The 15,450-nt window shown below is 41.7% G+C and carries 11 protein-coding genes; all 11 read left to right on the forward strand.

What is annotated here, in order from left to right; all coding sequences use genetic code 11:
- The first annotated feature begins 14 nt into the window (after positions 1–14).
- The 11 genes from H5125_RS14105 (at position 15) to H5125_RS14155 (ending at position 15,426) form a co-directional block, all read left to right on the forward strand.
- Complete coding sequence (locus tag H5125_RS14105) at positions 15–953, forward strand: DUF58 domain-containing protein (RefSeq protein WP_182744547.1); 939 nt, start codon at positions 15–17, stop codon at positions 951–953.
- The gene (locus tag H5125_RS14110; protein WP_182744548.1) at positions 954–1,502 is read left to right on the forward strand and encodes a DUF4381 domain-containing protein; all 549 of its coding nucleotides are present in this window, start codon (positions 954–956) and stop codon (positions 1,500–1,502) included.
- Entirely contained in the window at positions 1,496–2,515 is a 1,020-nt protein-coding gene (locus H5125_RS14115) for a VWA domain-containing protein (RefSeq protein ID WP_182744549.1), read from the forward strand. Before H5125_RS14110 ends, H5125_RS14115 begins: the two co-directional genes overlap by 7 nt.
- Complete coding sequence (locus H5125_RS14120) at positions 2,515–4,620, forward strand: VWA domain-containing protein (protein ID WP_220487359.1); 2,106 nt, start codon at positions 2,515–2,517, stop codon at positions 4,618–4,620. The genes H5125_RS14115 and H5125_RS14120 overlap by 1 nt, the downstream gene beginning before the upstream one ends.
- The gene (locus H5125_RS14125; protein WP_182744550.1) at positions 4,614–6,248 is read left to right on the forward strand and encodes a BatD family protein; all 1,635 of its coding nucleotides are present in this window, start codon (positions 4,614–4,616) and stop codon (positions 6,246–6,248) included. The genes H5125_RS14120 and H5125_RS14125 overlap by 7 nt, the downstream gene beginning before the upstream one ends.
- A 101-nt stretch (positions 6,249–6,349) precedes the next feature.
- Positions 6,350–6,913, forward strand: a complete 564-nt coding sequence (locus H5125_RS14130) for a sigma-70 family RNA polymerase sigma factor (RefSeq protein ID WP_182744551.1) — start codon at positions 6,350–6,352, stop codon at positions 6,911–6,913.
- On the forward strand, positions 6,906–7,613 hold the full coding sequence (locus H5125_RS14135) for a DUF3379 domain-containing protein (RefSeq protein WP_182744552.1): 708 nt from the start codon (positions 6,906–6,908) through the stop codon (positions 7,611–7,613). Before H5125_RS14130 ends, H5125_RS14135 begins: the two co-directional genes overlap by 8 nt.
- 134 nt (positions 7,614–7,747) lie before the next feature.
- Positions 7,748–9,208 carry a sodium/proline symporter PutP gene (gene putP / locus H5125_RS14140; RefSeq protein ID WP_182744553.1) on the forward strand — a complete coding sequence of 487 codons (1,461 nt, stop codon included), beginning with the start codon at positions 7,748–7,750 and terminating at the stop codon, positions 9,206–9,208.
- A gap of 406 nt (positions 9,209–9,614) precedes the next feature.
- Positions 9,615–10,898 (forward strand): OmpP1/FadL family transporter, encoded by a 1,284-nt coding sequence (locus tag H5125_RS14145; protein ID WP_101086584.1) that lies wholly within the window; start codon positions 9,615–9,617, stop codon positions 10,896–10,898.
- A 200-nt stretch (positions 10,899–11,098) separates the two neighbouring features.
- On the forward strand, positions 11,099–12,160 hold the full coding sequence (locus H5125_RS14150) for an efflux RND transporter periplasmic adaptor subunit (RefSeq protein WP_101086583.1): 1,062 nt from the start codon (positions 11,099–11,101) through the stop codon (positions 12,158–12,160).
- A 5-nt stretch (positions 12,161–12,165) separates the two neighbouring features.
- Entirely contained in the window at positions 12,166–15,426 is a 3,261-nt protein-coding gene (locus H5125_RS14155) for an efflux RND transporter permease subunit (RefSeq protein ID WP_182744554.1), read from the forward strand.
- Positions 15,427–15,450 lie beyond the last annotated feature (24 nt).

Consider the following 15,450-nt stretch of genomic DNA (forward strand, 5'->3'; position numbering starts at 1 on the left):
AGCATGATTAGATTATGATGAACCCAACTAATTCATTACCACTTTACAGTGATGGTGTGAGCTTAAATGAGCAAGAGCTTATTGCTTGTCAAAGCTTATCCCGCGCCATACCCGATCGCAAATCGCGGGCGAAAGCAGCATTGTCTGGTCACCGAAGCAGCCAAATAAAAGGCCGCGGTATGGAGTTTGCTGAAGTACGTCATTACCAAAATGGAGATGACGTTCGTACTATAGACTGGCGAGTCACTGCACGAACAGGTGTTGCACATACTAAGTTGTTTGTTGAAGAACGCGAACGCCCTATCCTGCTATTGATAGACTTGAGCCACAGCTTATACTTTGGCTCCCAGCTACTATTACAATCGGTACAAGTGGCTCATTTAGCCACAACGTTAGGTTGGAATGCCATTAACCATGGCGATAGACTCGGGGCATTAATTGCCAGTGAAAGTACTCACTTAGAGCTAAAGCCACGTAGTCGCCGTCAAGGTATTTTACAGTTAACCTCAGGGTTAATTAATGTCCATCAACAACAATTAAACCAAATAAATCAATTATCACCCGATCCCGGCCATATGTTTAAAGCCTGCCAACGGCTACAGCGCATTGCTAAGCCTGGGTCACTGATTTGGATTATTACTGACGGCCAACATATCAACCAGCAATGTTTAGCGCCTTTAACAGAGTTGTCGCGTCACTGTGATATTGGTGCCTTTGTGGTAACCGATCCATTAAGGCAGGGAACCTTAGCGTTACCCAAACAATTTTCTTTACCCGTACGAGATGGCCAACAACAACAACTGACCCTAACACGTCAAAGTTATGAAGCCTGGTTAAGTACTCAGCAACAGCAGTTACAGCAATTCGTCTCATTAATGAATATGATAAAAGTACAACCTAAATTCATCGATGCCGCTAAACCGCTCAGTGCACAATTGGATATTTTACGTTAAATGACCACTGCTAACTTACCAACACAGCCATTGCCGATTGACGCCAAAGCCTCCGCTTTAGCGCAAATGCAAGATATTGTATTACCAGAGCCAATTAGTGCAGTGCCTATCGCACCTGGATATTGGATAATTGCAACAATATTAATAACCTTAGCAATCTGGTTAGTTAAGCGTTTATATAAACAACATCAATATCATGCACCACGAAAAATCGCGCTGACGTTACTAGATAGCTATGATATTGAAGATGATACCTTTGCAGCACAGGTTAACAGCTTACTCAAACGCACCGCACTTACCTATTTACCGCGTGAACACCTCGCTAAACTCAACGGTCAGCCTTGGTTTGATTGGTTAGATACTCGCCTCGCCTCTGGCCAGCAACATAAAATTGGTCATCTATTAGTTAAGCGACATCAAGCAAGTGGTTTAGACCAAACCGAAAAAGCCCAATTAAAATCTTTAGCAAAAGCCTGGCTAAGCAATAAACGTCCTTTTAGTGATGCAACGTTATCATCCAACAATTCACATCTGGAGGCCAAATGCTAGCATTTTACTGGCCATGGTTATTAATCTTACTGCCACTTCCGTTGTTGATAAAACGCATCAACATACATAATGTCGGCGGACATTTACAACTACCCGGCATCGCTACAACGTTTACTGTGTCCAGCTCAGTAAACCGAAAAAGCAGCAGAAAACGTTACTGGCTAATGTGGATATTGTTGTTGTTAGCAATCGCTCGACCACAGTGGCTTGGCGATCCCATAGAATTACCGGCAAAAGGCCGTGATTTAATGATTGCGGTGGATTTATCCGGCAGTATGCAAATTGAAGACATGGTCATAAATGGACAAACTGTTAACCGGTTTACCCTAATACAACATGTACTTAGTGACTTTATCGAACGACGTAAAGGTGACAGACTCGGACTTATTTTATTTGCTGATCATGCTTATTTACAAGCCCCACTCACCTTAGACCGCCGCTCTGTTGCTACATTTTTAGATGATGCTCAGATAGGTTTAGTCGGCAAGCAAACCGCTATCGGTGAAGCCATTGCACTTGCGGTTAAGCGCTTTGATAAAGTTGACGAAAGTAATCGAGTGCTCATTCTGTTAACGGATGGCTCTAATAATGCAGGTAATATTGAACCAGAAGTCGCCGCACAAATTGCCGCGAAACGTAACATCACTATTTATACTATCGGGGTTGGCGCAGAAATATTAGAACGCCGAACTATTTTTGGAAAAGAGCGCATTAATCCATCAATGGACTTAGACGAAGGCCAACTCAAAAAATTAGCTGCCATGACTAAGGGGCGTTATTTTAGAGCCCGAAACAGTGAAGAGTTAGCCAGCATTTATCAAGAAATAGACAAGTTAGAACCAGTGAGTCGTGATCAATTGAGTTATCGTCCCAAAAGTGAGTTATTTTATTGGCCGTTATTAATGTCATTACTGATTAGTTTTTTAATCAGTTTGCAGCAACAATGGCCAGGTCAGTTATTGGCTAAAACCAACCAGACTAAAACTAACCAAACCAAAGAGGCGAATCAATAATGATCCATTTCATTCGCCCTGAATGGCTATTAGGGTTCATTCCGGTATTAATATTAAGTGCATTATTTTGGCGTAAACATAGCCAGCAATCAGCATGGAAACAATATATCGCCCCACATTTAAGTCAGTTGCTTATCAGCCAAACGGTTGAGAAAAGTCATCAGCCCAAATGGCTATTAATTGCCAGTTGGATAGTCGCCGTGATTGCGCTTTCAGGGCCGGCATTAAACAAACAAAATCTGCCAGTATTTGCAACCGAACAAGGTCGAGTGCTCATTATGGATATGTCTCAGTCCATGTATGCCACCGACTTAAGTCCAAATCGCTTGTCCTACGCTAAATTTAGAGCGACCGACTTATTAAATGAATTAAAAGAAGGCGAAACAGGGTTGATTGCCTATGCTGGTGATGCTTATACCATTAGCCCGTTAACCCGCGACCGTGACACTATTTTAAACTTACTGCCAACATTATCACCCGATATTATGCCCACTAAAGGATCTAACTTAACAGCGGCGTTATCTCTAGCAGAAAAACTATTGGCTCAAGGTGGTCATGTCAGTGGCGATATTATTGTCATGACCGATGGCATTTCTGCACAACAATTTAATCAAACAAGCAGCGCACTTAACAGCCGTTATCGTTTATCGATCATGGCTTTTGGCAGTAAACAAGGTGCACCCATTCGTTTAGCTGATGGTCAATTATTGCGTGATAATAGTAATGAAATCGTCGTCGCTAAAACCGATTACGGTCTATTACAGAAACTTGTCCAACAACACCAAGGGATCCTTGTGCCAGCTCAAACAGATGGTAGCGATATCTCCACCCTCACCCACTGGCTGGCAACTGATGGCAAGGTAACCGAAACGGATCTTGCTGGCGAAACTTGGCAAGATCTGGGTCCATATTTAGCTATGTTATTAATCATCCCGATGTTAATGAGTTTTAGGCAAGGATTATTAACCCTCATGCTTAGCCCTAGCTTGCTATTCGCTACGGCAATGACATTTAGTCTAGCCAACAGTCAACCAGCACAAGCCTCTGTGTGGCAGGACTTATGGAAAACTAAAGACCAACAAGCACAGTCTGCATTTGAACAAGGTGAATTTACCCAAGCAGCGGAAACATTCGAAAACCAACAATGGCAAGCCTCTGCGCAATACAAAGCCGGTAATTACCAACAAGCGCTAGAAGGCTATGAACAAGACAGCAGCGCCCAAGGTTTATATAACCAAGGTAATGCCCTAATGCAGCTTAAAGATTATCAAGAGGCCATTAAGCGTTATCAACAAGCTATTGCGGCTCAATCACCGTTTACTGAAGCAAAACAGAATTTGACCTTAGCCCAGCAATTGCTTGAACAACAAAAAGAGTCATCAGATCAGCAATCTGATAAATCAGAGCAAGATCCATCTAACTCAAATGATGACAACTCTACATCAGAGCAATCTTCTGATAACAATGAATCTCAACAAGCAGATTCCGACGAATCACAGTCTGGTGAACAGGAAAACCAACAAGGTCAACAAGACCAATCTGGCCAACAAAACCAACAACAGAACGCTGAAAACCAATCTGACAATAAAAATGATCGTTCATCTGATAATAATAAACCGCAATCACAAAGTGATCAGCCATCAGATCGCGATGAACAACAAGATGATAAACAATCCGAATCGTCACAAAACGAAGCACAACAGCAAAATGGTCAGCAACAAAATGGTTCGGATCAACAATCATCAACCTCTGAAGATAACAACACTTCACAGCAAGATGATTCAACGCAAGATTCTCCCGCTAGTAACGAATCTAGCATGCAGGCCAGTGCGACTAAAAATGGAGACCAACAAGATGATGGCAACCAAAAAATGAGTGCTGCACCGTCGTCAACAGAGTCAAATACCGAAGACATAAAAGATGGCAAACCATCAGAAATGATCTCGGCTTCACAAATTAATCAAGATGATTTGCCTGCAGATATGCAACGTGCCCTTCGCGCCATAAACGAAGATCCACAAGTGTTAATCCGCAATAAAATGCAGCTTGAATATCTAAAACGTCGTCAAAATAGTCAACCGCCTAAGGAAAATGAACAGTGGTAATCAGAACTTTTTTTAGCCTATTGCTATTCATCATTGCTGCACCGGTATTTGCACTTAGCCAAGTACAAGCAACCATAGACCGAAATCCAATTGTTACCGGTGAGTATTTCGTACTCGATATTATTGCCGATGATGATCTAAATGCGGGGGTATTAGATACCTCAGTATTGCTCGATGACTTTATTGTTGGAAGAACTAGCGTTGGCCGCAGCACTAAAATGGTTAACTTTGACACCACCAAAGAAACTCGCTGGCAGGTATTATTGTCACCTAAGTCAGTGGGCAATGTCACCATACCGGCGTTTAACATCAAAGGAATTAGCTCAAACCCAATTACCTTAAAAGTTATTCCACAAGGTTCAACTGCCGACGAAGTACAAAACGTATTTATTAACATCAACACTAGTGCCTCAGAAGCTTATGTCGGCCAATTAATCACTTATAAAGTAAAACTATACCTTGCAGTAGAATTACAACGAGGAGTATTAAGTGCTCCCGTTATTGAAGGCGCGCAAATCAAGCAAATAGGTGAAGACAAAGATGGCAGTGAGATCATTGATGGCCGTCGCTTTAGAGTAATTGAACGCACTTACGGTATTATTGCCGATCTGCCAGGGGAGTTAGTTATCAACGGCGCCAGTTTCTCAGGCGATGTACTTGTTGAAGCCCCTAGACGCGGAGGTATGTTTGGCTTTAATGAAAGTCGGCCAATGCAAACAGAAGCGGAAAGAGAAGTCATTCAAATCAATTCAACACCGCCAAGTTACCAAGGAAAATGGTTAGTCAGCGATATTGCGGTATTAAAAGAGACGTGGCCGGACGATATCAGCGAATTTGAAGTGGGCAGCCCAATTACCCGCACAATTAGTTTAATTGCATCTAATACCGATGACACTAGTTTACCCGACATCGATATTCCACTGGCCGACGGCTTAAAAGCTTATCCAGAAAAGCCGTTAAGACAAACTTTTGTTCGCGACAATCAAGTGGTATCACAATACAGTATCACTACTGCTATTGTGCCAACAAAACCAGGTACTTATACTCTACCTGAGATAAATGTTCCTTGGTGGAACCCACATCTTAAAAAGCAACAATTTGCCACATTGCCAGCCCGCACGATTAACGTTATAGGCAGCACAACGGCTACGACAGATATTCCACCAGCGGATAGTTTTAGCGCAGTTCAAGCCAGCGGATATTGGCCGTTACTGAGTGCTGTTCTGGCGGTATTATGGCTCATCACTTTAGTATTATGGCGTAAAGCAGCATCGGTAAACCGCACGTTGCCACAATTTAATCAAGACAATAAAAACCTCAAAATACCTAGAAAAACAGCAACGACTGGACTCAATGCAATTATTCATGCATGCGACCGTAACGACAGCAGTGCGGCGATTATTGCGGTACAAGCCTACTTTAGCGAACGTTTAGGTAAATTGATGACTTTGACTCAAATCAGCGGTTTATCAGAACAATTAGCGTTAGCAATGAATAAGCTACAAGCAGACAAATACAGCAATAAACCACAAGCGATTGATAAAAAATCGTTAATGGATGCCATTTTGGCTTATCAACACCCCCCTCTCGCCAATAAAAAATCAATAATAGCAGAGCTAAATCCATAACATTAAAAAGCTAAATAGTAGCTAGATGCTGCTATTTAGCTTGCTATTAATCCTCCTCCTTTTTAAGCTGTTACATATTATTAACTCAAAAAAGTTAAAAAATGTTTGATTCATTGCGAAAGAAAAAGTCCGAACCTGCGGTCTTATCTGAGATGCTAACAAAACAACGACGATACGATAGCCTTGTCAGGGCTCTTCACACCGACATATTTCGCTACGCCTTTTGGTTGTGTGGTGATAAACATGTTGCTGAAGATATTACTCAAGAAACGTTCTTAAGGGCGTGGCGTTCTTTGGACTCATTAAATGACGAAAAAGCGGCTAAAGCCTGGCTAATTACCATTTTAAGACGGGAAAATGCCAGACGTTTTGAGCGTAAACAATTTGACTACAGCGACGTAGAACAAGATTTACTTGAAGATGTACTATCGACAAGTCATGAAGAAGATACCGAGCAGTATTGGTTACGTCGTCAAATAGGTCAACTCGATATCGAATATCGAGAGCCGTTGTTATTGCAGCTGATTGGCGGGTTTAGTGGTGAAGAGATTGCCACCATGCTAGAACTCAATCGAAATACGGTAATGACCCGTTTATTTAGAGCCAGAAACCAGTTAAAAGACGCTCTCGAAGCACCAGAGGTAAGAGGTCAATCAAATGGATGATCTACAGTTTCGTCGCCATGCATACGGTGACCCCAATAATCAAGCCGACGATTTTTTAGCTCATTTAGCTGAAAATGAAGACGATGCTAAATTTGTCAAAGATCTACAAGCATTTGATCATAGACTCACTCAAGCACTCAATATTAGTGTGCCTGATGGGCTTGCTGATAAGTTAATTTTACGACAGCAATTGAGTCAGCATCAAAAAAACAAAAAACAGACCCGTTACTTAATGGCAATGGCTGCTTCAGTTGCCTTTATTGTGGGAGTTAGCTTTAGTTTATTACGCTTCACGCCAGTAAACTTAGGGGAAAACTCGTTGGCTCATGTTCATCATGAAACCAAAGCATTAGTGATGGAACAGGATATTGGTTTTAATGACGTAAACTTTAAACTAGCCAGTTTAGAAGGATTAAGTGATTCGAAATTTATCCAACAACCAGGCCGTGTTTTTTACACCTCTTATTGCGACTTCCAAGGTGTTAAATCATTGCATTTAGTGATGGCTGACGAGAACGGAAACAAAGTCACTTTGTTTATTGTGCCCGTCGAAAGCCGTATTGTGTTAGAAGAAGCATTTGCAGATAATCAATACAAAGGCCAAAGCTTTCAAACAGCCGACGCCTACATGGTGTTAGTGGGCGAGCCCGCTTCTGACCTTGATTTTGTCAAAAAAGAAGTTGCAAACACCTTTATTTAATTTATAAATTAATGATTTAAAATCCGCTACTTCATTGGAATAGCGGATTTTTTTTCATCTTAAAAAATCAAAGTGTGAACTAGATCAAACTTCTGCTAGCATGTCGACCATAAAAATAATCACCTGGAAGCAATATGGAAATTCAAACACCAATCATCATTACCTTTATCGGATATCTTGCCTTAATGATGGGTATCGGTTACTGGGCTTATCGTAAAACAGACACTGTTGATGATTACATTCTCGGTGGTCGCAAAATGGGGCCCGCAGTAACAGCGTTAAGTGTTGGCGCATCAGATATGTCTGGTTGGTTGTTATTAGGCTTACCTGGCGCGGTGTATTTAAGTGGTTTAGGTGAAGCCTGGATTGGATTTGGGTTAGTGTTTGGTGCGTGGCTTAATTGGCTATTTGTTGCAAAACGACTGCGAATTTATACCCAAGTTGCCAATAATTCTTTGACGTTACCCGATTTTTTTGAAAACCGTTTTAATGACTCTCATGGACTATTGAAATTGGTTTCGGCATTAACGATCCTGATCTTTTTCACTTTCTATGCTTCTTCAGGCATGGTGGGCGGTGCGATATTATTTGAAAAAGTATTCGGCCTCGATTATAACCTCGCCTTACTGATCGGTTCATTCATCATTGTGTCTTATACTTTCGTAGGTGGATTTTTTGCCGTCAGCTGGACTGACTTCTTTCAAGGCTGCTTAATGTTAATTGCATTATTAATTGTACCCATTGCAATTTTCAGCCAACCCGATACTCAAGCAAGTTTTGAACAAATTGATCCTGCTATGTTGTCGTTTATTAACGAAAACACCACCGTCATTGGACTCGTGTCGCTATTGGCGTGGGGATTAGGTTATTTCGGCCAACCGCATATTTTGTCTCGTTTTATGGCTATCGGCAGTCCAAAAGATTTAGTGTTATCTCGTCGTATCGCCATGAGCTGGATGTTAGTGTCGTTAGTTGGTGCCTTAGCAACGGGTATTGCCGGTAGTCTTTATTTTGCTGCAGAGCCACTTGAGAACTCAGAAACAGTATTTATTCATTTAGCCCATGCCGCTTTTAATCCATGGATTGGCGGCTTGCTGATTGCAGCTATTTTGTCTGCCATTATGAGTACTATTGACTCACAATTACTGGTTTGCTCTAGTGTCATCACAGAAGACTTTTACCTTAAATGGTTACGTCCACAAGCCAGCAGTAAAGAGTTAATGTTAGTAGGCCGTATTGGCGTTATTGCCATTGCATTAGTAGCCGGCGTTGTTGCACTTAATCCTGAAAGCAGCGTATTAGGACTCGTCAGTTATGCATGGGCGGGGTTTGGAGCTGCATTTGGTCCCGTGGTGTTATTATCACTATTTTGGCAAGGTTATAGCCGTAATGGTGCGATATCAACCATTCTAGTGGGTGCTTTAACCGTTGTCGTGTGGAAACAACTGACTGGCGGTATTTTTGAGTTGTATGAAATCGTCCCTGGATTTATTTTCGCAATGTTAGTGGGGGTAATCGTCAGTAAAATGTCACCACCAACACCGAAAACTATCGCCGACTTTGCCGATTTTCGTGAATCTTTAAAAACACAATAAACTCCAATAAAAGGCTGTATTAGTCATTTTAATAGCTCAACCGCTGTAATTGCAGAGGTTGAGCTACTAATCTTATAATCGAGTGTCAATATCAACGAATGACCTAACAAGCTTCGATGAATCTCATCTGATTAGTCTCTAAAATCCACTATGAATAAACTTTAACTTAAACTAACTGCACAGTAATGGTTATCTAAAACTGCTGATAAATTTACATATACTGCCATGCTATCAAACACCTACTTCACCATTAAAAACCAGAATTAACTTAATATTAACAACAACTAACATCTGGTCGGAGTTGTTACATTAGTCACACTTACCTAATATGCCTAAAATTTTGACCGTCAAATGCTTGAAGTGAATAAACTTTGTGCAAAACGGTAATAATAAATGGGACATAATAATGAATAAATTCCACAAGACCCTCATTGCTACCGCGGTAGGACTACTCAGTGCACAAGCATCCGCTGCTGGTTTTCAGTTAAACAGCCAATCTGCTACTGGTATTGGTCGTGCAATGGCGGGTGATGCCGTTATTGCTGACAATGCATCGGTTCTATCTCGTAATCCTGCAGCCATGGCTCTTTTTGATGAAACAGCGCTATCTTTAGGTGTTGTTTATGCAGACATTGATGTATCAGTATCTGATGCACAAGGCAGTTTTGCCGGACAAGACGTTGCTTTTGGTAGTGAGCATAATGCAGCAGAAGCAAAAGTTATCCCCAATTTTTATTACATCAATCCAATTAATGACAAAATGGCGTTTGGCGTTGCGGTATTCAGTAACTACGGCACTGGCACCGATTTAGGTGACTTGGCAAACAGAACCCCTACCATTAGCGGCAATGCAGTACCACTGCCACCTCCAGTAGACTTACTCGGTAATACAGAAGTGGTTACTATTAACTTCAACACCAGTATGTCTTATCGCATTAATGATGAGTTCAGTTTTGGTTTTGGTGTTGATGCCGTTTACGGCAGCGGAACCTTAACTCGTACTAGCGAAAACCCACAGATTGGCAGTCTAGTCGATGTCGATGCAGATGGTTGGGCATTAGGTGGGATTGTTGGTGTTGTGTATGAAGTTAATCCAGATAATCGATTTGGTTTAAGTTATCGTATTAGCCCAAAACTTACCGCCAAAGGTGATGTAAATTATCTTTACACTGAATACAATGAAATTGATATTCCTATCGCTGATATTGCTCAGTTTGCCGGTTTCCACCAGCTAACGGATAAATTTGCCGTGCATTACACTGCACAGTGGACTAATTGGAGTGCATTCGACAAAATCGTGGTTAAAGATGGTGCCAATGGTGTCGACCAAGCAGATTTAAAAGAATACCACTGGAAAGATTCGTGGTTCTTAAGCCTAGGCGCGACTTATAACCTCACTCAAGACTGGACTTTACGCGCAGGTGTCGCAACCGATCAGGGCGTAGTTAATCAGCATTCATCATTATCAATACCTGATTCTGATCGCACTTGGTACACCGCGGGTGTGAGTTACGATTTAAATGCAAAATCAAGCGTTGATTTAGGTATCGCTTTTGTACGCGGAGAAGATGTTACTGTACTAGAAAATAGTAACCTTCTTGCTCAAGTGCCTGGCTACAACAGTGAGATTTCAGCACAAACGCGTTCAAATGCGGTTTACTACTCAGTACAATATAACTACAGTTTTTAATTAGCAGTATTTACCCTTTTTTAGTCCGCTCACCACGGGCTAGAAGTTTCCAACCAAGCCGCCTTTTATTGTTAATTGGCGGTTTTTTTATGCCATTTATATCATAGGGTTCTAATCTATACGATTTTACAATATATCGGTTGCTTAACGGTGCAAAGTCCATTAGAATTTTCTTATAGACTTCACATTAGGCTATCACTATGTCTCGCTTATCTAATAATTTATTCCTCGGCACAATTCTCGCAACAACGATACTAGCCACAATAGTATCCTATACAGTGCAAGCCTCTGATGTTGCTACATTAAAGCTAGAGTATTCAGAACAATATCAACCCCGTATTTATGATGCAAAAATTGAAGCAATTAAAGCGGCAACGATTTCTGCACAAACCTCAGGGCGGATTATTAATATTCATTTTGATGTGAATGATCTCGTCCCACAAGGCGCTGCATTATTAGAAATTACCAATAAAGAGCAAGGCGCAGGATACGCGGGTGCAGAAGCGGATCTCGCTAAAGCAGAAGCGCTAAACAGTGAGGCCCAAGCACAATATCTTCGTTATAAAACATTGTTTCCCAAGGGCGCCATATCAAAAGGTGCCATGGATGAAGCCACTGCCAAAGCAAAATCCAGCAAACAAGCAGTCAGTGCTGCTCAAGCACAGTTAATAAAGGCCAAAGAGAGTTTAAATTACACTGTCGTGAGTGCGCCTTTTAGTGGCCGAATGACCCATCGATTTATCGAACAAGGTGAAACCATATCTTACGGCCAAGCGTTGTTCTCTGGCTACGATACTCAACACCTTAGAGCTGTATTTCAAATTCCCCAGCAAGACGTTGCTCAGGTGCAACAACAGGAGCAAGTGAGTGTTCAATTGTTCAACGGCGATGAAATCATTTCAAATGATATTAACGTCTATCAATTTGCCGATCCGTTAACTCATCAGCATCAAGTCAGAGTCAATATTGATGCCAGTAACATGGAAGACGTCATTGTAGGTCAGTGGATTAAGGTAGTCGTTAACTTCCCTAGTCGAACGAGTTTAATGATCCCATTATCGGCCATACATCAAGTCAGTGACTTAACGTCAGTGTATCGTAAACATTCAGACAAGATTGTGCTTAACCAAGTGCGTATCGGCCGAGTAGACCATCAGAATAATACTGCTGAAGTATTATCAGGGTTAATGGAAGGCGATGAAATTGTTATCGATGCTGGACGATATTTAATTATGTCCTCAGCAGCGAAAGGTCAGGAGTAAACCTGATGACAACACCTAATGAATCGATAAAACTTGGCCTTTCAGGCTCAATAGCAAAAGCATTTCAACACAGCGCCATTACCCCATTACTGGCTATTCTAGGTTTATTACTCGGCCTTTTTGCGGTGATTATTACTCCCAAAGAAGAAGAACCTCAAATTGATGTGACTTTTGCTGATGTGTTTATCCCCTACCCTGGAGCCACACCGACGGAGGTTGAAAATCAGGTCACCTTACCTGCAGAACGGATAATTTCTCAAATAAAAGGCATTGATACCCTGTACTCATTTTCCCAGCCCGATGGCGCGCTCATTATCGCTATTTTTGACGTTGGTGTCCCACGAGATGAAGCTGTGGTTAATTTGTACAATCAACTGTATTCAAACAGCGATAAGTTTAACCATGCAGCAGGCATTGGTGAGCCGTTAATCAAACCTAGAGGTATTGACGACGTACCTATAGTAGGGTTGACGCTCTGGTCTCAAGATCCAAACATCACTGCAGAGCAGCTTACCATGGTCGCATCGGGCCTAGAAACAGAGCTAAAACGGATACCGGGTACTCGAGAAATTTATAGCCAAGGTGGCCACGAGATGGTGTTAAATGTGCGTATTGATCCTGTCAAGATGAACAGTTTCGGCGTAACGTTCAACGATATTAGTGCCACATTACAAGATAATAACCAACTGTCTACAGTCGGCTCTATGACGCAGTTTAATCAAGAAATAAAACTGCAAGCGGGGCAGTTTTTACGCACGCCTGATGATGTTAATAATCTGCTGATTAAAGTTAATCAACCCGAGTCTATAACGGAGAAAAGTCCATTTCCTCGTGCAGTTTATTTATCTGATGTCGCCGATGTGAGCCTTAAAAGTGATATTCCTAAACAACATGTTTGGCACGTAACAGATAAGGGGACTTACCCGGCTATAACCATCGCGATTGGTAAACAGGCGGGGCAAAATGCCGTCGACATTGCAGATGCCGTATTAGCTAAAATCGATGCTGTCGATAACGTATTAATTCCCAATAATGTCAATGTCGCTATCTCTCGCAACTACGGTAAAACCGCTGGAGATAAATCTAATACACTTATTTTCAAATTGATTTTTGCCACATCTGCGGTAGTACTACTGGTATTTTTCACCATGGGACTTCGTGAGTCTGCCGTCGTTGGTGTAGCCATTATCATTACTCTCGCCATAACCTTATTTGCATCTTGGGCATGGGGATTCACTCTAAACCGAATTTCATTGTTCGCACTTATATTCTCCATTGGTATCTTGGTCGATGATGCCATCGTGGTGGTAGAGAATATTCATCGGCATATGGCAATGAGTGATAAACCCATAAGCGAGCTCATCCCTCATGCCGTTGATGAAGTCGGTGGGCCAACGATATTAGCTACCTTCACCGTTATCGCCGCCCTATTGCCAATGGCGTTCGTATCTGGACTAATGGGTCCATACATGAGCCCAATTCCGATTAATGCCAGTATGGGAATGATTATTTCGCTATTAATCGCGTTTATTATGACCCCATGGTTAAGCCGCATATTGTTAAAACCTCACAAAAAGATACATAGTTCAAACAATAAAGCGCCTGACACAGGTATCCCAGTAGAAGAAGACAATCGATTAACCCGTCTATTTACGCGAATAATGAGTCCTTTTTTACTCGGCGAACATGCGCCAAAAGCGCGAAAAGGCTTGGCTTTAGGGATCGTATTATTGATTGCCTTCGCTATCGCCTTACCTGTAATGCAAGCTGTAGTACTAAAAATGCTGCCTTTTGATAATAAGTCTGAGTTTCAGGTAATGGTTGATATGCCTGAAGGCACCCCTGTGGAACAAACTCAAAGAGTATTACAAGATCTCAGTCAATATCTCAGCAGTGTGGAAGAAGTTGAGCATTTACAGTTGTACGCGGGCACCCATGCACCTATGAATTTTAATGGCTTAGTACGACATTATTTTTTACGCAGCAGCCAAGAACTCGGTGAAATTCAGGTCAATCTAGTGGATAAAAAACATCGAGACCGCGACAGTCATACCATTGCATCATCTGTACGCGAGCCGTTGCAAAAAATTGGTCTACGTTATCAAGCCAATATCAAAATTGTTGAGGTACCACCAGGGCCACCGGTTTGGTCGCCTATAGTTGCTGAGGTTTATGCGCCTAACACCGAATTACGTGAACAAGCAGCCAATGACTTATTGCAACGTTTCAGAGATACCGAATACGTCGTTGATATGGATATATATTTGCCAGCGCAACAACAAAAGTGGCAAGTGATCATTGATCGAAATAAAGCCAGCTTAATGGGTGTTTCTTACGCCAGTATTGTGGATACGATCAGCACTGCTGTTGATGGTAAGGATGTCAGTTACTTGCATCAAGCACAGTTAGCTCATCCCACGCCGATTAGATTACAGCTTGATGAAGCCGCTAAAGTAGATCTAAAGCAAGTCTTGTTATTACGCATACCGACTCAATCAGGTGAAACAGTACCGCTAACTGAATTAGTTAAGGTGCAACAACAAGTGATTAATGCACCCATTATCCATAAAAATATGGTGCCTATGATAATGGTTATTGCCGATATGGCAGGGCCAACGGGTAGCCCACTTTATGGCATGTTCGATATGGTCAGCCAGATTAATCAGCAAAATGAACAAGGTGACACTAGTTATCCAATTCAACAAAATTTGGTTAATCAACCTGATGGATTAACCGACGTGTCGATTCTATGGGATGGTGAATGGAAAATAACATATGAAACCTTCCGCGATATGGGCATTGCTTATGCCGTTGGTATGATTGCTATTTACTTACTTGTTGTGGGTCAATTTAAATCTTATATCGTGCCGTTAATCATCATGGCGCCCATTCCATTGACCATCATAGGTGTTATGCCTGGCCACGCTTTATTAGGCGCTCAATTCACGGCTCCTTCTATGATAGGCATGATAGCGCTAGCAGGCATTATTGTCCGAAACTCAATTTTGCTGGTTGATTTCATTAATCAACAAACTGCCGCAGGCGTTCCGTTAGAACAAGCGGTTATCCACTCTGGCGCGGTAAGGGCAAAGCCCATTATGTTGACAGCATTAGCAGCAATAATTGGGGCATTATTTATTATTGATGACCCTATTTTTAACGGGTTAGCCATTAGTTTAATATTTGGGATTTTTATCTCAACTATTTTAACCTTGGTGGTGATTCCAGTGTTGTATTTTTCAGTAATGAAACATAAGCATGTGTAACAAAATTATATTATTCACTGGGCA

Source organism: Shewanella sp. SR44-4 (assembly GCF_014163715.1).
In the GTDB taxonomy this organism is placed as follows: Bacteria; Pseudomonadota; Gammaproteobacteria; order Enterobacterales; family Shewanellaceae; genus Shewanella.